Annotated in this window: 21 protein-coding genes; 9 read left to right on the plus strand and 12 right to left on the minus strand. The window is 32.1% G+C overall.

Translation table 11 applies throughout. The annotated features are described in order from the left end of the window. Window positions 1-22 precede the first annotated feature (22 nt). Entirely contained in the window at window positions 23-451 is a 429-nt protein-coding gene (locus FVB9532_RS06185) for a hotdog fold thioesterase (protein WP_150544337.1), read from the plus strand. Window positions 452-508: 57 nt separating this feature from the next. Here FVB9532_RS06185 and FVB9532_RS06190 read toward each other — a convergent pair whose 3' ends face one another. Beyond that, the gene (locus FVB9532_RS06190) at window positions 509-1,024 is read right to left on the minus strand and encodes a fasciclin domain-containing protein (RefSeq protein ID WP_150544338.1); all 516 of its coding nucleotides are present in this window, start codon (window positions 1,022-1,024) and stop codon (window positions 509-511) included. 155 nt (window positions 1,025-1,179) lie between these two features. Here FVB9532_RS06190 and FVB9532_RS06195 point away from each other — a divergent pair, with 155 nt between their 5' ends. From FVB9532_RS06195 to FVB9532_RS06205, 3 genes are all read left to right on the plus strand, one after another. Next, window positions 1,180-1,902 (plus strand): hypothetical protein, encoded by a 723-nt coding sequence (locus FVB9532_RS06195; protein WP_150544339.1) that lies wholly within the window; start codon window positions 1,180-1,182, stop codon window positions 1,900-1,902. Between the two features lie 153 nt (window positions 1,903-2,055). After that, the gene (lysA, locus tag FVB9532_RS06200) at window positions 2,056-3,261 is read left to right on the plus strand and encodes a diaminopimelate decarboxylase (RefSeq protein ID WP_150544340.1); all 1,206 of its coding nucleotides are present in this window, start codon (window positions 2,056-2,058) and stop codon (window positions 3,259-3,261) included. A 68-nt stretch (window positions 3,262-3,329) separates the two neighbouring features. Further along, the gene (locus FVB9532_RS06205; protein ID WP_150544341.1) at window positions 3,330-3,575 is read left to right on the plus strand and encodes a putative signal transducing protein; all 246 of its coding nucleotides are present in this window, start codon (window positions 3,330-3,332) and stop codon (window positions 3,573-3,575) included. A 62-nt stretch (window positions 3,576-3,637) separates the two neighbouring features. Here the strand turns inward: FVB9532_RS06205 and FVB9532_RS06210 are convergent, their stop codons facing one another. After that, complete coding sequence (locus FVB9532_RS06210) at window positions 3,638-4,453, minus strand: M48 family metallopeptidase (protein ID WP_150544342.1); 816 nt, start codon at window positions 4,451-4,453, stop codon at window positions 3,638-3,640. 127 nt (window positions 4,454-4,580) lie between these two features. Here FVB9532_RS06210 and msrB (FVB9532_RS06215) point away from each other — a divergent pair, with 127 nt between their 5' ends. From msrB (FVB9532_RS06215) to lpdA, 4 genes are all read left to right on the plus strand, one after another. Beyond that, window positions 4,581-5,066: a peptide-methionine (R)-S-oxide reductase MsrB gene (gene msrB / locus FVB9532_RS06215; RefSeq protein WP_150544343.1), complete on the plus strand. Its 486-nt coding sequence runs from the start codon at window positions 4,581-4,583 to the stop codon at window positions 5,064-5,066. Window positions 5,067-5,076: 10 nt separating this feature from the next. Next, entirely contained in the window at window positions 5,077-5,469 is a 393-nt protein-coding gene (gene msrB, locus FVB9532_RS06220; RefSeq protein WP_150544344.1) for a peptide-methionine (R)-S-oxide reductase MsrB, read from the plus strand. A gap of 8 nt (window positions 5,470-5,477) precedes the next feature. Beyond that, window positions 5,478-6,035, plus strand: coding sequence for a collagen-like protein (locus tag FVB9532_RS06225; protein ID WP_150544345.1), 558 nt, complete (start codon window positions 5,478-5,480; stop codon window positions 6,033-6,035). 123 nt (window positions 6,036-6,158) lie between these two features. Beyond that, entirely contained in the window at window positions 6,159-7,550 is a 1,392-nt protein-coding gene (lpdA, locus tag FVB9532_RS06230; protein ID WP_150544346.1) for a dihydrolipoyl dehydrogenase, read from the plus strand. 81 nt (window positions 7,551-7,631) lie between these two features. On the opposite strand, the gene FVB9532_RS06235 is transcribed toward lpdA, so the two are convergent. The 10 genes from FVB9532_RS06235 to FVB9532_RS06280 form a co-directional block, all read right to left on the minus strand. Then, entirely contained in the window at window positions 7,632-8,186 is a 555-nt protein-coding gene (locus FVB9532_RS06235) for a hypothetical protein (protein ID WP_150544347.1), read from the minus strand. Between the two features lie 114 nt (window positions 8,187-8,300). Further along, window positions 8,301-9,023, minus strand: coding sequence for a Dph6-related ATP pyrophosphatase (locus FVB9532_RS06240; RefSeq protein WP_150544348.1), 723 nt, complete (start codon window positions 9,021-9,023; stop codon window positions 8,301-8,303). Then, window positions 9,016-9,441 carry a type II 3-dehydroquinate dehydratase gene (aroQ, locus tag FVB9532_RS06245; RefSeq protein ID WP_150544349.1) on the minus strand — a complete coding sequence of 142 codons (426 nt, stop codon included), beginning with the start codon at window positions 9,439-9,441 and terminating at the stop codon, window positions 9,016-9,018. The genes FVB9532_RS06240 and aroQ overlap by 8 nt, the downstream gene beginning before the upstream one ends. A 3-nt stretch (window positions 9,442-9,444) precedes the next feature. Beyond that, window positions 9,445-9,942, minus strand: coding sequence for an outer membrane beta-barrel protein (locus FVB9532_RS06250; RefSeq protein ID WP_150544350.1), 498 nt, complete (start codon window positions 9,940-9,942; stop codon window positions 9,445-9,447). A gap of 45 nt (window positions 9,943-9,987) precedes the next feature. Next, on the minus strand, window positions 9,988-10,629 hold the full coding sequence (locus FVB9532_RS06255; RefSeq protein WP_194716498.1) for a porin family protein: 642 nt from the start codon (window positions 10,627-10,629) through the stop codon (window positions 9,988-9,990). Window positions 10,630-10,640: 11 nt separating this feature from the next. Then, window positions 10,641-11,234 (minus strand): porin family protein, encoded by a 594-nt coding sequence (locus FVB9532_RS06260; protein ID WP_150544352.1) that lies wholly within the window; start codon window positions 11,232-11,234, stop codon window positions 10,641-10,643. A 101-nt stretch (window positions 11,235-11,335) separates the two neighbouring features. After that, window positions 11,336-11,956: an outer membrane beta-barrel protein gene (locus FVB9532_RS06265; protein WP_150544353.1), complete on the minus strand. Its 621-nt coding sequence runs from the start codon at window positions 11,954-11,956 to the stop codon at window positions 11,336-11,338. Between the two features lie 117 nt (window positions 11,957-12,073). Continuing rightward, a complete protein-coding gene (locus FVB9532_RS06270; RefSeq protein ID WP_150544354.1) occupies window positions 12,074-12,595 on the minus strand; it encodes a porin family protein in 522 nt (173 codons plus the stop codon). 118 nt (window positions 12,596-12,713) lie between these two features. After that, window positions 12,714-13,274: a hypothetical protein gene (locus FVB9532_RS06275; protein ID WP_150544355.1), complete on the minus strand. Its 561-nt coding sequence runs from the start codon at window positions 13,272-13,274 to the stop codon at window positions 12,714-12,716. Between the two features lie 524 nt (window positions 13,275-13,798). Further along, the gene (locus tag FVB9532_RS06280) at window positions 13,799-14,407 is read right to left on the minus strand and encodes a porin family protein (RefSeq protein WP_150544356.1); all 609 of its coding nucleotides are present in this window, start codon (window positions 14,405-14,407) and stop codon (window positions 13,799-13,801) included. 116 nt (window positions 14,408-14,523) lie between these two features. Between FVB9532_RS06280 and xerD the strand changes: the two genes are divergently transcribed. Next, window positions 14,524-15,420: a site-specific tyrosine recombinase XerD gene (gene xerD / locus FVB9532_RS06285; RefSeq protein ID WP_150544357.1), complete on the plus strand. Its 897-nt coding sequence runs from the start codon at window positions 14,524-14,526 to the stop codon at window positions 15,418-15,420. The last annotated feature ends 50 nt before the right edge of the window (window positions 15,421-15,470 follow it).

The raw sequence follows: 15,470 nt of genomic DNA on the forward strand, positions 1-15,470 counted from the left end.
CTTTAGATTTAAATTTCTTAAAATGAATAAAGAAGCTATAAAGAAAATTGCTGAAGAGCTTATCCCTGTTCATAAATTTCTCGGTCTAAAAATAATTGAACTTCAAAAAGGTTATGTAAAAGTAAAAGTACCCTACAGGCCTGAAGTAGTAGGAGATTTTAGAAACAACTACTGGCACGGCGGTATGCTTGCCACGGTGATGGACTCAGTTGGGGGAATTGTAGGTAGCACCTATAGTAGTTCTACCAAAGATAAAATGGCCACTATTGATTTACGCGTAGATTACCTTACTGCTGCAAAAAGTAAAACCATTATTGTAGAAGGTGAATTAGTGAGGCTCGGAAAACGGATTATGGTAACCCGAATGAAAACTTATATAGAAGGGGAAGATCAATTGATTGCCGAAGGAAAAGGGGTTTATAGTTTTATAAGAACTAAAAAAATTGAATAAAAAAAGCCGACAAATTTCTTCGCCGGCAATATTTTAATATAAAGTAAAATTTTCTTTTTATCGGTTTCTTGCGGGTAATAGCACTTTATCTATTTTATGATAAATAACATTTCCTTGAGATAAGTCTGGCTCAGAAACGCTTGCTACCCTTCCTAAATTATCTACTACAAAGATATCACCATTTGAATTCTCAGAGACAGTTAATGTTGTTCCTTCTAGAGTTTTTAACATGGCTCTTCCTCCTTTTTCTTTTATCAAGGCTTTTAAGTCACTTGATTTCAAATTACCTTGTACTACATGATAATAAACTGTTGATCTTAATTTTGAATCTGAAGGCATTTCCACATACTTTTCAGTACTCAAATTTTCGAAAGCCGCATTCGTAGGTGTGAAAACAGTCAATTTATCACCATTAAAGAAATCACCTGTATTTACACTCATCGCTTTAGAAAATGTTTCTAAATCATTTCCTTCAAAAACAGATGATTTTGCATCCGACTGTGCTTGAGAAGAGTAACTAATAAATAATATCGCTATCAAGCTAATTTTAAAAAAGTAGTTTAATGTTTTCATAATTGGGTTTTGGGTTATCAATTTAACGAATTTAATAATTTTAATGAAACATTCTTAATTTTTTTCTAAAATATATTTGACTAACACTTTTGTTAAACTTTAATTCATAGCAAATTAGCTTTTAATTATTATTTATTTTAGTGAAAAAGAATGAGATGAATTGGGCTAAAATTAATGTAGAAAAACAGCTAATTAAAGCTAGAAATAAAAAAATTACAGAAGAAGGTTTACTCCATCAAGTAAAGAAAATCCTAGAGCAGGATGAAAAAAAAGAAAACGAAATTCTTAAAAAAATCGAAGAAAATGATGGGCAGTCTATCAGTAATGATTTTAATTTTGAATTATTAGAAAGTGATAAAATTTATCACATAGAGCAGATTAAAAATATTTGCATTACTTACCGGCTACGTTTTTTAAATTCTCATTACTTTAAAGCAGAATTACCTTATGAAGCAATTCAACAAATAAAACAACTTCAAAAAAAGCATCAAATTACCCTATCGGGACTAAAAATTATTGCTCCCTCAAAATCCTTTCGACTTGAAAACGCAGACGATCCACTTCTCTTCGCTCCTATTGGTAACGATTATTACTATCTCATCCATAAATGGGGAAACGATCTGCATCCACTAAGAAAATTATATGCTTGGCCATTTAAAAGTTTAGAAAATTTAATCCTCTTAATTATAGCTTTAAGTATTGGCATTACTGCTCTTTTACCTGATGATCTTTTTTCTAAAAACCAAACTACCGCGGAGTTTATCATGATAGCCTTTTTTATGGTAAAATGGATTGGCGGAATGGCCATTTTCTACGGTTTTAAAAAAGGAAAAAACTTTAACAGTGCCATTTGGAACAGTAAATACTATAACGCTTAACATAAAATAGTTATTAAAAAGAGGAACAATATAGATTGCCAATTTTTTATTCGCTTTGAAATAAATGACTTTATCAATTTAAAACTCTCAAAAAAATTAAAAAAGTGAGTATTTTCGCATTTTTAAAATTCTATAGATTAATCCTATTTACGAATGAAAAACAAAGACCTTTTACAGATTTCAAAAGATTTTGGTAGTCCAGTTTATGTATATGATAGCGAAAAAATTGTTGCTCAATATAAACGCTTAACCAATGCTTTTAAACAGGTAAAGAAGGTCAAAATAAATTATGCGGTAAAAGCGCTTTCAAACATTAGCATTCTTAAATTACTTACTAAATGCGGGAGTGGTTTAGACACCGTTTCTATTCAAGAAGTGAAATTGGGATTAAGAACGGGGATCGCTCCTGAAAAAATTATTTTCACACCCAACGGGGTTTCTATTCAAGAAATTGAAGAAGCCGTAAAATTAGGAGTACAGATAAATATAGATAACCTTTCTGTTTTAGAAAAATTTGGAACTATTCATCCTAAAGTTCCGGTTTGTATCCGAATAAACCCCCATGTAATGGCGGGTGGAAACACTAATATTTCCGTAGGTCATATTGATTCTAAATTTGGTATTTCAATTCATCAAATGCCTCATTTATTAAGAATCGTAGAAAACACAGGAATGAATATTAACGGTATTCACATGCATACCGGAAGTGATATTCTAGATGTAGAAGTTTTCTTATACGCTTCTGAAATTTTATTTGAAGCTGCCGAAAATTTTAAAAATCTAGAATTTATAGATTTTGGTAGTGGTTTTAAAGTTCCTTACCATGAAAACGATATTGAAACGAATATTGAAGAATTTGGCAAAAAATTAAGTAAACGCTTTAATGAATTCTGCAAAAAATACGGCAAAGAATTAACCCTTTCTTTTGAACCTGGAAAATTCTTAGTGAGTGAATCAGGGTATTTTTTAGTGAAAGTGAATTCTGTAAAACAAACGACTTCTACTGTTTTTGCACAAGTTGATTCTGGATTTAACCACTTTATTAGACCTATGTTTTACGGTTCTAAACACGAAGTTATAAATATTAGCCACCCTACTAAACACAAACGTTTCTATTCGGTGGTAGGTTACATTTGTGAAACCGATACCTTTGCCAATAACAAACGTATTGCAGAGATAAGTGAAGGGGATATTTTAGCTTTTAAAAATGCTGGGGCTTATTGTTTCTCGATGGCCAGTAACTACAATTCAAGATTTAGACCTGCTGAGGTATTATGGCATAATGGAGAAGCTAAATTGATTAGAAAACGGGAAACATTTGAAGATTTAATTGCAAATCAAGTGGAAATTGAACTTTAGTTAATTTCAGCATAAATGAATTAACTTTTTAAATTGAAAGATGTATTTTTAGGATAAAATTATAAGTCATGAGTACAGAAAATTCAACCTATCAAAATGTTTATACCGGCTCAGAAGTCAATGTACAATATTTACAAGAATTATTTCATAAAGCAGGTATAGACTCTATTTCTAAAAATAATTTTGAATCTGGTTTACGCGCAGGATTTGGTGGAGGTTTACCAGGACAAGTTCAATTACAGGCAAAAAAATCACATTATGATGAAGCCTTAAGAATTGTGGAAGCTACTTTTCCTGAACATACAGAAAAATAGAAAAAAAAGTCCATAAAAAAACCGGAATTAATTCCGGTTTTTTTATGGACTTTTTTTTGTGATTAACTTTGAAAATTAGTCACTCCAAACTTTCTTGCTTCTGCTTTTGCTCCCGCGGCCCATTGCTGTAAATTATTAATTCTTGTATCGTTAGATGGGTGAGTACTTAAAAATTCAGGTTGTGATTGTCCTCCACTTTTTGCCTTCATTCTTTTCCATAATTTAGCGGCTTCATCAGGATCGTATCCCGCAATGGCCATTAAAGTTAATCCTATTTTATCGGCTTCAGTTTCGTGACTTCTACTAAATGGAAGCATTACCCCAACTTGTGTCCCTAGTCCATAAGCAGTTTGAAATAGTTGTTGGTTTTCATTACTAATAGCTGCAGCTCCTACAGCCGCTCCTACTTGTTGTAATTGTCCTGCACTCATTCTTTGCTGCCCATGATTTGCCAGCGCATGAGCTACCTCATGTCCCATAACCACAGCTAATCCAGCTTCATCTTGCGCAATAGGCATTAAACCAGTATATACAACAATTTTACCTCCGGGCATACACCACGCATTTACTGCATCATCCTTAACTAAGTTATATTCCCACTTATAATCCTTTAAATAACCTTGGTAACCATTTGCATTTAAATAACGCTCAGCTGCCGTAGCTATTTTTTGCCCCACTTCTTTTACCATTCTAGCATCAGGAGTACCTGTTACTACTTGGTGTTCCTTTAAGAATTGGTCGTATTGTTCAAATGCCATTGGTAGGATTTGTGAATTGGGCACTAAGGCCAAAGTATTTTTTCCGGTAAAAGGATTTTGATTACAAGATACAAATACGAATAACATCGCTAATACTATACTATAATTTCTAATTTTCATGGTTAATCACTTTTAATAGTTAAAACTACGAAATTGATAATCTTAAAAAATAAAGTTTATCATCGCTTTAACAATTTGCCGATTTAATAAACGGCACAAACTTTGTAGATTTAGAAAAAAAATAAATATGAAAAGCTCTTTTTACTTTCTTATAGCTATCTGTTTCGCTTTTGTAAGTTGTAATGGAAACGCACAGAAAAAACCTAAAAGTGAACAATTTGAAATTCAGAAAACAGATGCCGAATGGAAAAAAGAACTTTCAGCAGAAGAATATTACATTTTAAGACAAGCAGGAACCGAGAAACCTTTTTCAAGTGATTTAAATAATGTCAAAGAAGCAGGGACTTTTGTTTGTGCTGCTTGTAAAAACCCGCTCTTTAAAACTAAACATAAGTTTGATAGCGGTACGGGGTGGCCTAGTTTTGATCAACCAATTGAGGGTGGAGTCTTTTATTCAACAGATAATAAATTGGGCTATAGCAGAAATGAAGTTCTTTGTGCCAAGTGCGGTGGACATTTAGGACATGTTTTTAACGATGGACCTCCAGAAACCACAGGAAAAAGGTATTGTATGAATGGTGATGCCATGAATTTTATTCCTGCAGAAAAATAAACAGTTAGAAATGAAAAAATATAAAATAGAAAAGTCTGAACAAGAGTGGAAAGAACAACTCTCTGAAGAACAATATAAAATCTTAAGAAAAAAAGGGACGGAAGCTCCACATACCGGGAAATATAATCTTCATTTTGAAGACGGAAAATACAAGTGTGCTGCTTGTGGAAACGTACTTTTTGAAAGTGAAGCTAAATTTAAAAGTAATTGCGGTTGGCCTAGTTTTGACCAGTCGGTAGAAGGCAGTATTGAATACGTAAAAGATACCACCTTCGGAATGATTAGAACTGAAATTTTATGTAGTAATTGTGGTGGACATATTGGTCATGTTTTTGACGATGGCCCTACTGAAACCGGACAGCGTTACTGTGTAAATTCAGCTAGTATAGAGTTTAACCAATAACATAGAAAATGATGAACAAAATAAAAATTTTAGCAATAGCATTAGTAGTAATTATGGGTTTAAATAGTTGTGAAGGAGACCGTGGCCCACAAGGACCTCCGGGACAAGATGGTATGACTTTATTAGGGACTACCATTGATTTGAATGGTGTTAACCTAGATAATAATGGAGAATTTCAATATGTATTTGCAGATGATGGCATTGAGGTTTTTGAAGATGACGCTGTTCTTGTTTACCATTCTACAGATTTTATCGAAAACCCTGATGGAGATATAAATATTTGGAAATTAATGCCTCAAACTATTTATTATGACCCTAATGGTATGGGACAGGTTGTTTATAATTTTGATCATACTTTTAATGACGTGCTTATATTCCTTCAAAGTAATTTTGATCTTAATGAACTCTCTATCGAAGAATACAACAGTCTTACAAAAGACCAATATTTTAGAATTGTAGTAGTTCCGTCGGCCTTTGCTAACGATCCAAATAATAATTTAGAAACTTACCAAAGTTTACTAAATGAAGTTAATAATCAAGGTTACGAAATACAAATGAAGAAATAACATAGCTCCCTACTTTGTTATTATTTACCCATAACTAAAAGTAATACTTAACTAAGTCTATACTTTTAGTTATGGGTATTATTGTTTAAATTCGCAATTCATTTCAGCTTAAAAAATAGAACTATGAGTAAATACGATATTATTGTTTTAGGTAGTGGCCCGGGAGGTTATGTAACTGCCATCCGCGCTTCACAATTAGGTTTTAAAACTGCTATAATAGAGAAAGAAAGCCTAGGTGGAGTTTGTTTAAATTGGGGATGTATCCCTACGAAAGCACTTTTAAAAAGTGCTGAAGTTTTTAACTACCTCAACCATGCTGAAGATTATGGTTTAAAAGCCGAAAAAGTTGATAAAGATTTTGATGCTGTAGTAAAGAGAAGTCGTGATGTAGCCGGTGGAATGAGCAAAGGGGTTCAATTTTTAATGAAAAAGAATAAAATTGATGTTATTAATGGCTTTGGAAAATTAAAATCCGGTAAAAAAATAGAAGTAAAAGATAAAGATGGTAATACAAAAGATTACCAAGCAGATCATATTGTTGTAGCAACGGGAGCAAGATCTAGAGAATTACCTAATTTACCTCAAGATGGTGAAAAAGTAATTGGCTACCGCGAGGCTATGAGTTTAAAGAAACAACCTAAAAAAATGATTGTGGTTGGTTCTGGAGCCATCGGTGTTGAATTTGCTCATTTTTATAACACCATGGGTACAGAAGTTACTATTGTTGAATTTCTACCAAATTTAGTTCCGCTAGAAGACGAAGAGGTTTCTAAACAATTTGAGAAGTCTTTCAAAAAATCAGGAATTAAGGTAATGACCAATTCTTCTGTAGAAAGTGTAGATACTTCTGGTGATGGCGTGAAAGCAAAAGTAAAAACCAAAAAAGGAGAAGAAACCTTAGAAGCAGATATAGTACTTTCAGCTGTTGGAATTAAAACAAATATTGAAAAAATCGGTTTAGAAGATTTAGGCATCAAAACCGATAAAGATAAAATTGTCGTAAATGAATGGTACCAAACCAATGTGCCTGGTATTTATGCGATTGGTGATGTTGTTGCCGGTCCTGCTTTAGCTCACGTTGCTTCAGCAGAAGGCATTATTTGCGTTGAAAAAATCAAAGGAATGAAAGTAGAAGCTTTAGACTACGGTAACATTCCTGGATGTACTTACGCAACTCCTGAAATTGCCAGTGTTGGTCTAACTGAAAAACAAGCCAAAGAACAAGGTTACGATATTAAAATTGGTAAATTTCCATTCTCTGCTTCTGGTAAAGCAAGTGCTGCCGGTAAAAAAGAAGGCTTTGTAAAAGTAATTTATGATGCTAAATACGGGGAATGGCTAGGTTGCCACATGATTGGTGCCGGTGTAACCGATATGATTGCTGAAGCTGTGGTTGCTAGAAAATTGGAAACCACTGGTCACGAAATCTTAAAAGCAGTTCACCCTCACCCCACAATGAGTGAAGCCGTAATGGAAGCTACTGCTGCTGCTTATGATGAAGTAATTCATATTTAGAACTTAAAAATTTTATTCATAAAAAAAGTCCCATAGTTAATTCTGGGACTTTTTTTATAAGCTATATAATCTTGGTATTCCCTACAATGAAGGATCTATTTTTGCATCAAATTCCATATCTAAACGAACTTCTAGATTATTAGCATCTTCAGTACTTTCAAACTTAATAACTAACTTTAAACTTTCTGATTTCGCATAATCGTCTAAATACTCATCTGTTGTAGAGAGTTCTATCGTTGTTTGACCAGTAGGTACTTCATCTAAATGTGCTATTTCCTTATACGTTAACTCATCGGTACGTACCCCTAAAGTTACAGAATTTACAAAATCAAAATTTTCCTGATCATCAGCACTTACTAAGGTGATGTCTAAATCATCTAATTCTATATCTTCAACTTGATCAATTGTTTCGTCAGTTCCTGTTTCATCTTCAAGAGCTTGACGCAAGTTTACATCAGTTTCAATAGGAATTTCAAATAGATTTATAGGTAAATAGTCTACACTAGCTGTTTCGCTAACCGGAATATCATCTATTGTCCGAATTCTATCTACCACTTCTTCTACATCATCATCGCTACAAGATCCTAGAAAGAGTCCTAAAAATAAAATTGGTAATAAAAAAAATTTCTTGTTCATAATTATAGTTTTTATTTTAAGCAAATGAAATAAAAACCTAACCAATCAAGCGTTAAAAGAGAATTAAAAAGAAATAAAGAAAAACTAATTTTTTGGTACATTTCCCAACTATTGTTAACCTAATAACTCGACATACCAAAATTGATGATCCCAAGACAGAGGTTCTTGATGGCAATCATCTTCATTAGAAGGTGAATAATCCCGTAGTACTTTGTCACCCAATTCAAAATCAATAGGAGAAGTAAATAAAGGTCCGTCGAAAACAAAGCTGTGGAATTCTCCGTTCTCGCCACACGGATCTACTGTTAAAGGTAAATCTGCTAAAAATTGATGGTCAATAATTCTTCCACAAAAAGATTCACCCAAATAATTAGCATTAGTACAAACCACAACCGCTTTGTAACCCATATCAATAAATTCCTTTACCAAGCTTCGAGAATCTTTTTTCCATAATGGAAAAATCGCTTGAAGTTCAACCTTACTTAATTGTTCTTCACGATAAGTTTTTAAATCTTCCAAGAAGATATCTCCAAAAACTGAATGGCTAAAACCTTCTTTTTTTAAGTAAGAAACGTGTTTTTGCATGGTTTCATTATAAACTTTCATCGACACATTTCCACTTAATGGAATTTGATATAATGGTAATTGTAAACGTTCTGCTTGTTTTTCTAATAGAGAAATAGCTAAACCATGCATAGAAACCCGGTTAAAATCTGTATTAACCGTAGTCACTAATTTTTCGACTGATAATTCCGCCGAAGATTGAAGTTGATGCAAAGCTAGCATTGCATCTTTCCCACTACTCCAATTCAAGTAAGCTTTATGTTTCTTACTCATCAATCTCCATAAAACTTAACACGGAAAGTTCATAACTTTTAAGTCCGAATCCTGCGATAACACCTTTAGCATTGGGAGCTATAAAAGAGGTATGCCTAAATTTTTCCCTTGCCGAAGTATTGGAAATATGTACCTCCACCACTGGAATTTGAATGGCTTTTACAGCATCTGCTATAGCTATGGAAGTATGCGTGTAAGCAGCTGCATTTAAAATTACTCCATCAAAATCATCTTGTGCTTGATGAAGTTGATCTATTATTTCGCCTTCATGGTTAGATTGAAAATGCGATAATTCTACCTCCCTAAATTTAAACTGAAGGGAAGAAAAGTAATCTTCAAAAGTAGAGCCCCCATAAATTTCAGGCTCTCGAGAACCTAATAAGTTTAAATTTGGACCATTTATAATAAGTATTTTCATAATTTATAGACCTATAGCAAGACCAACCATAAAGGTATTAAAATCTGCGGAAGAAAAAGTTTCGCTTTGCTGAGCTATTTTAAAACCATAACGAGCTCTTACATAGATATTATGCAAAATATCATAGCCTACCCCTACACCAAGATCTAAGCCCAATTGATCTTTAAATGCTACATCATCGTTATTGGAACTATTGAAAATATAAGTGGCTTGTGGTCCTACCTGAATATTTACATCTGAACCACCCACATAATATTTTAACATCAAGGGCAAATACAATAAACTTTCATCTCCAGCATTACCATACAGCAATTCTGGTTGAAACTTGAAAGAATTGCTCAAAGAAAATTCAGCATAAAACCCACCATAAAAACCAGATTGCCCATCATCAGCTCCCTCGGCTTTTACATTTAAGTAACCTCCAGTAATCCCCGTTTCTATTTGAGAGAAAGAAGCATGGGCTGTAAAAAGTAGTAAGGCCAGTATTAAAATATTTTTCATATAAATAGCTATTGCTCTTTGTTACTACAAACTTAGCAAATATGTTTAAAATAAATACCCCACCGAAAACTGAATTACATTTTGCTTAACTTCTTGCTCTATAAATGGGGATTTTACATCATAAATATCATACAGTCCTAAATAATAATTGGCATTTACTATTATTCCATTGGGAAATTCGTAACCTAAACCGCCATTTAAACCTAAATCAATATCCGTATAATATTCTTTCATATCAAACTTTACATTTTTTTCTTCAGCTTTAGCATTAATTAAGTAACCTAACTGCGGACCTAAATTTACAAAAAGACCTTCCTTAAAATAGTATTTTGCTAAAATAGGAAGATTAATATAGTTGAGCATAGTTGTTGCTTCTACAGTTATGCCATTAGGAGGACCAATAAATGGATCACCTGGATTGGAACCATAAAGCATAACGTTTTCTAACTGGGTTTTAACTCCTTGTTGAGAATACAATAGCTGCGATTCTAAAGCAAATTTCTCACTAAGCTTATATTGAAAAATTCCACCTATATGAAATCCTGGTTTCAACTTAAAATTGATTGGTGGTTCTGGATCATAACGCAAACTTGATAAGTTAAGTCCGGCTTTTACACCGAATTTTAATTCTTGGCCTTTTAATGTACCAGCATATACTACTAATAATAAAAAAATAATTTTTCTCATTTTCATTAAATTTATAACATGTAACCTACGGAAATCTGAATTACTTCTTGCTTAATACCTATTTTTTGGTTGCTTATATCACTTGAGCCATAATAATAATTAGCACTAAAAAATAAACCACTATTTAACTGATAGCCTAAACCGCCCATAAAACCATAATCAAAATTTTTAAAATCATAATTTTCTTTATCGGAAACTAAAAAGCAAAATTGCGGACCTAAAAAAACATTAAATCCATCTATAATATAAATTTTAGCTAGAATAGGTAAATTTAAATAACCGAGTTGATAATCTATTTCTAAATCTTCTTCAAATACTGGTTCTGAACCTCTACTATCTGATTGTCTAAAAGCAGATAATTTTATTTCTAAAACTGAATTTTGTTGTGAATACAAAAGCTGAGTTTCAATAGCAAAAAGCTTTGATACTTTCATTTCTCCAACACCTCCTATATGAAAACCAGACTTCATTTTAGAATCAACTAACACATTATCTTTAATTCTTAGATAAGATAAATTTAATCCTGCTTTAACACCATAACTAATTTCTTGTGCTTGTAGAGTAGCTGTTATAAATAAGACAATAAGGAGTAATAGTTTTTTCATTTTTATAATTGATCTAAATGTCTTGAATTAATTAAATCTCTACGTATTTAAAAAAAGCAAGAACTTTTGTCCTTGCTTTTTATATAAAATAGGTATATAGTTTAAAAATAAATATTAAAACCAATCCCCGCCCCAATAGTATTATTTTTTATTTTATAATTATCATCTTCATCACTTACTAGAGATGTGTGCAAATAGTCTACTAAAAAATCCACTGATACGTTTTTACTAATAAAATATGCTAAGCCAGCTTCAGCCCCATAGGCTAAACCTCCAAATTTAGATTCGGTATAATCAATATCTGTCGATGTTGAAATATAGTCTGTTTTTCTACTAAAGTAACCTATTTTGGCCCCTATAAACGGTGCTAATTGGCCATTCTTAAAATAATAAGAAATTTGCGGTAGTATCCCCCAATTATTCTGTTTAATTTCTAATTCACCATCAAAAATATCTTGTGTATTTTTAGTACCCGTATAAACTAATTGCATACCTACAGCCAAATTTTCAATAACAAAATAATTAGCATCTGTAGCAAAAGATAAGGTAGTCATCTTATAATCAGATTCTGATTCTTCTCCATCATATTCGGGTGTTTGTTTATTTGAAGTAAAAGAAAATGTTGAAGCTCCCCCAAACATCCAATTTCCTTTTTCAGTTTGTGCATTTACAGTAAATGAACCACAAACTGCTACTAAAGTAATAAATAATAATTTTTTCATTTTTTAATTAGTTTTAGAAATTTTTGGCAAATATAATTTTATTTATATTATACCGTCATTTTTTTATAAAAAAAACGAGAACCGAAGTTCCCGCTTGAATATTATTTTCCAAAAAAACTAGAATTTATAACCTATCCCTACAAATAAAGTATTGAATCTACCAGAAACATCATATTCTCCACCATCCTTTATTCTATTAGTAAGTTCAAAGCTATACCTAGCTTCAACGAAAAAATGTTCATCAATATCATAAGCAACTCCAAACGTTAAATCCAATCCAAAATTGTTAATTCCTTCCATCGCTTCTTCCAAAACTATATTAGCTTGTGGCCCAGCCATAACTTGAAATCCTGAATCACTAATATAATATTTAGCCAACACAGGGATATAAAGAAAACTTGTTTCTTCTGCATTAGCATAATTAACCTCAGGTTGAATATGAAAACTTTCACTCATAGTAATATCAGCCAAAGCCCCCAAATAAAAACCAGATTCTGAAATGGAAGCAGAAACATCTTGATATTTTTCCTTGGCCGATATATTCACATACCCAGCTTTTAAACCAAATTTTGCTGTTTGTGCATTTACAGTAAATGCCCCACAAATTGCTACTAAAGCAATAAATAATAATTTTTTCATTTTTAATTAGTTTTAGAAATTTTTGGCAAATATAATTTTATTTATATTATACCGTCATTTTTTTATAAAAAAAACGAGAACCAAAGTTCTCGTTTAAAATTATATCTCTAAGAAGTGATTAGAACTTAAAAGCAACACCTAAACCTACTGAAGAAGCGGTACCTCCACCAGTTGAAGTAGTAACTTCCACATCACCAAAACTTTGTGTTGTTTCTTCATCAGAAATACTGATTCCTTTGTAGAATGCATATACATCTATTGACTCACTAGACCATCCAAATTTAGGTTGGTATAAAAATCCTCCATTTCCATCACCTTCTCCTACATATACAGCATAACCAATATCAGCTCCTAAGAACCACATTTCACCAAAGGTGTATTGTGCTGTAGCTGCAATTGGAATAAAACCTGCATCTACACTTTCTACTTCAATGGTCACTCCATTTAAAGTTTCGTCCATATCTTCTCCAAAATATCTTAAATATCCTGTAGTAGCACCAACTTGGAAACCATCTCCTACTTCCCAAGTATAAGCTACATCTAACCCAACTTGTAATGAGTATGCATCGCCTGCATCTCCAATAGGATACCCAACATTGGCACCAACTTTAAACCCTTGTGCATTTGCACTAAAAATACCACAAACAGCGAATGCTGCAACTAGTAAAAATTTTTTCATAATGTTAATTATTTTAAGATTTAAAACAAATATATATACATTTTACCAATAACCGTTAAACATAAAGCAAAAAAAATATAAAAAAATCATAATTAATTTATTAATCAACTTAAAATCAATTAATTAAAAAACAAGATTCAATATTTCTTTAATCACTTACCATATTATTTTGTAGATTTTAAATGACTAATTCAATAAAACAATAACAATAAAAGGTATTTTTATATTACCTATAAATACCTACCTGATTCTTAATATTTGGTGGGCTTAGCAATAATTATTATGACCTAAGTGAAATAATTATATTATATAGGATTAATGGTATTTATAGTAATATTTTTCTTATCAGAACAATTCATTATTTGGGTTAAGCTTGCGAAATTGAATATTCTACTTCCAGTATAAACGATAGCGATCAAAAATAAAATCACTTTCTATAAATCTTAATTTAATGAAATAAAAAAACCGACTTTAGATAAGTCGGCTTCTTGTTTTTTTGGTCAGTTACTATCTTCTCTTTCTAATTAAAACATAAACCCTACACCTACTTGGAAAACAGAGTTATGCACATCATAATCTTTAATTAATTCAGTAAATCCATAATTATATCTTCCCTGAATAAAGAAACCACCATCAAATTTATATTCAACACCGGCTGCTAAGCTAATATCGATATCTTCTGTTTCATCAAGATCAAAATCTCCGGCATCATCGTTAGGTTGATAATCAATTTCTTCATTAATTTTAAAACCAATTTGCGGTCCTGCTTGAACATTTAAACCTTTCACTAAATAAATTTTAGCCAAAATAGGAATTTGAATGTAATCTAACTGGTATTCTACATTCTCATCATTATCTAAAAAATTGTCCTGATCAAATCGTTTTACATCAAAACCTTGCCCAGAATATAAAACCTCTGGTTGAATTGAAAATCGTTCACTAAAAGGAATTTCTGCTACAAAACCAGCATTAAAACTAGTACGGGAATCGGGGCTTTCAAAACCATCACCTGTTACAGTAGCAAAATTCACCCCACCTTTTACACCAATTTGAACTAATTCTGAATCTGCTTGAGCATTGGCGCCAATAATCGCAAATAAACCTAATAAATAACTTAAAATTACTTTTTTCATAACACTATATTTGTTTTTTTGTTTGACGCAAATGTAGCCTAGCATTTCCCAAAAAATTCTCAAGCAAAAACTAAAATATACTTAAATATTAAGCTTGAAATCTTTATTTTTAACGCGTGAAATGGCAACAGGCACTTACCGATTATCAACATTACCTTCGCATAGAGAGAGGCTTATCTGCCAATTCTATCGAAAATTACCAGTACGATATTGTTAAACTCATCAGTTACCTTGAAGAAAACAAAATCGAAGCTTCTCCTATAAAAATTTCCGAAGAAAAGATTCAGGAATTTATTTATCAGGTTTCAAAAACGATGAGCGAACGATCACAATCTAGAATAATTTCGGGACTAAGAAGTTTTTTCGATTATTTGGTTTTTGAAGATCTGCGTAAAGACAATCCACTAGAACTTATTGAATCTCCAAAAATCGGCAGGAAATTACCCGACACCCTTTCAACAGAAGAAATAGATCAGCTCATAGAAAGTATAGATTTAAGTCATGCACAAGGAGAGCGCAATCGCTGTATTTTAGAAACTTTGTACAGTTGTGGTTTACGGGTTTCAGAATTAATTACTTTAAAACTTTCCGATCTTTATTTTGAAGAAGGTTTTATCAGGGTTTCAGGAAAAGGTAACAAGCAACGTTTGGTTCCTATAAGTCCATTAACCATGAAATACATCAATCTCTACCAAAATAAAATTCGAGTACATATCCCTATTCAAAAAGGTTTTGAAGATACGCTTTTTTTAAATCGACGAGGAAAACAACTTACCCGAGCCATGATTTTCACGATTGTAAAACAAACCGCAGTAAAAGCAGGAATTAAGAAGAAAATAAGTCCGCATACCTTTCGACATTCTTTTGCGACGCATTTATTGGAAAACGGAGCCGATTTACGAAGCATTCAGCAAATGTTAGGTCATGAAAGCATTATCACCACCGAAATTTACATGCACCTAGACCGTTCTCATCTTAAAGAAGTGTTAGAGAAATTTCATCCTAGAAAGTAATAAATTGAGCTGTGTTAAGCTAACTTATTAAAGTTCTGCTAAAGTAAGTT

This window comes from Mesonia oceanica (genome assembly GCF_902499555.1).
In the GTDB taxonomy this organism is placed as follows: domain Bacteria; phylum Bacteroidota; class Bacteroidia; order Flavobacteriales; family Flavobacteriaceae; genus Mesonia; species Mesonia oceanica.

Excerpts from the sequence above, each read along its gene's own strand:
- FVB9532_RS06185 (WP_150544337.1), top strand. The coding sequence starts at position 23 with ATGAATAAAGAAGCTATAAAGAAAATTGCTGAAGAGCTTATCCCTGTT.
- FVB9532_RS06190 (WP_150544338.1), bottom strand. The coding sequence starts at position 1,024 with ATGAAAACATTAAACTACTTTTTTAAAATTAGCTTGATAGCGATATTA.
- FVB9532_RS06195 (WP_150544339.1), top strand. The coding sequence starts at position 1,180 with ATGAATTGGGCTAAAATTAATGTAGAAAAACAGCTAATTAAAGCTAGA.
- lysA (WP_150544340.1), top strand. The coding sequence starts at position 2,056 with ATGAAAAACAAAGACCTTTTACAGATTTCAAAAGATTTTGGTAGTCCA.
- FVB9532_RS06205 (WP_150544341.1), top strand. The coding sequence starts at position 3,330 with ATGAGTACAGAAAATTCAACCTATCAAAATGTTTATACCGGCTCAGAA.
- FVB9532_RS06210 (WP_150544342.1), bottom strand. The coding sequence starts at position 4,453 with ATGAAAATTAGAAATTATAGTATAGTATTAGCGATGTTATTCGTATTT.
- msrB (WP_150544343.1), top strand. The coding sequence starts at position 4,581 with ATGAAAAGCTCTTTTTACTTTCTTATAGCTATCTGTTTCGCTTTTGTA.
- msrB (WP_150544344.1), top strand. The coding sequence starts at position 5,077 with ATGAAAAAATATAAAATAGAAAAGTCTGAACAAGAGTGGAAAGAACAA.
- FVB9532_RS06225 (WP_150544345.1), top strand. The coding sequence starts at position 5,478 with ATGATGAACAAAATAAAAATTTTAGCAATAGCATTAGTAGTAATTATG.
- lpdA (WP_150544346.1), top strand. The coding sequence starts at position 6,159 with ATGAGTAAATACGATATTATTGTTTTAGGTAGTGGCCCGGGAGGTTAT.
- FVB9532_RS06235 (WP_150544347.1), bottom strand. The coding sequence starts at position 8,186 with ATGAACAAGAAATTTTTTTTATTACCAATTTTATTTTTAGGACTCTTT.
- FVB9532_RS06240 (WP_150544348.1), bottom strand. The coding sequence starts at position 9,023 with ATGAGTAAGAAACATAAAGCTTACTTGAATTGGAGTAGTGGGAAAGAT.
- aroQ (WP_150544349.1), bottom strand. The coding sequence starts at position 9,441 with ATGAAAATACTTATTATAAATGGTCCAAATTTAAACTTATTAGGTTCT.
- FVB9532_RS06250 (WP_150544350.1), bottom strand. The coding sequence starts at position 9,942 with ATGAAAAATATTTTAATACTGGCCTTACTACTTTTTACAGCCCATGCT.
- FVB9532_RS06255 (WP_194716498.1), bottom strand. The coding sequence starts at position 10,629 with ATGAGAAAAATTATTTTTTTATTATTAGTAGTATATGCTGGTACATTA.
- FVB9532_RS06260 (WP_150544352.1), bottom strand. The coding sequence starts at position 11,234 with ATGAAAAAACTATTACTCCTTATTGTCTTATTTATAACAGCTACTCTA.
- FVB9532_RS06265 (WP_150544353.1), bottom strand. The coding sequence starts at position 11,956 with ATGAAAAAATTATTATTTATTACTTTAGTAGCAGTTTGTGGTTCATTT.
- FVB9532_RS06270 (WP_150544354.1), bottom strand. The coding sequence starts at position 12,595 with ATGAAAAAATTATTATTTATTGCTTTAGTAGCAATTTGTGGGGCATTT.
- FVB9532_RS06275 (WP_150544355.1), bottom strand. The coding sequence starts at position 13,274 with ATGAAAAAATTTTTACTAGTTGCAGCATTCGCTGTTTGTGGTATTTTT.
- FVB9532_RS06280 (WP_150544356.1), bottom strand. The coding sequence starts at position 14,407 with ATGAAAAAAGTAATTTTAAGTTATTTATTAGGTTTATTTGCGATTATT.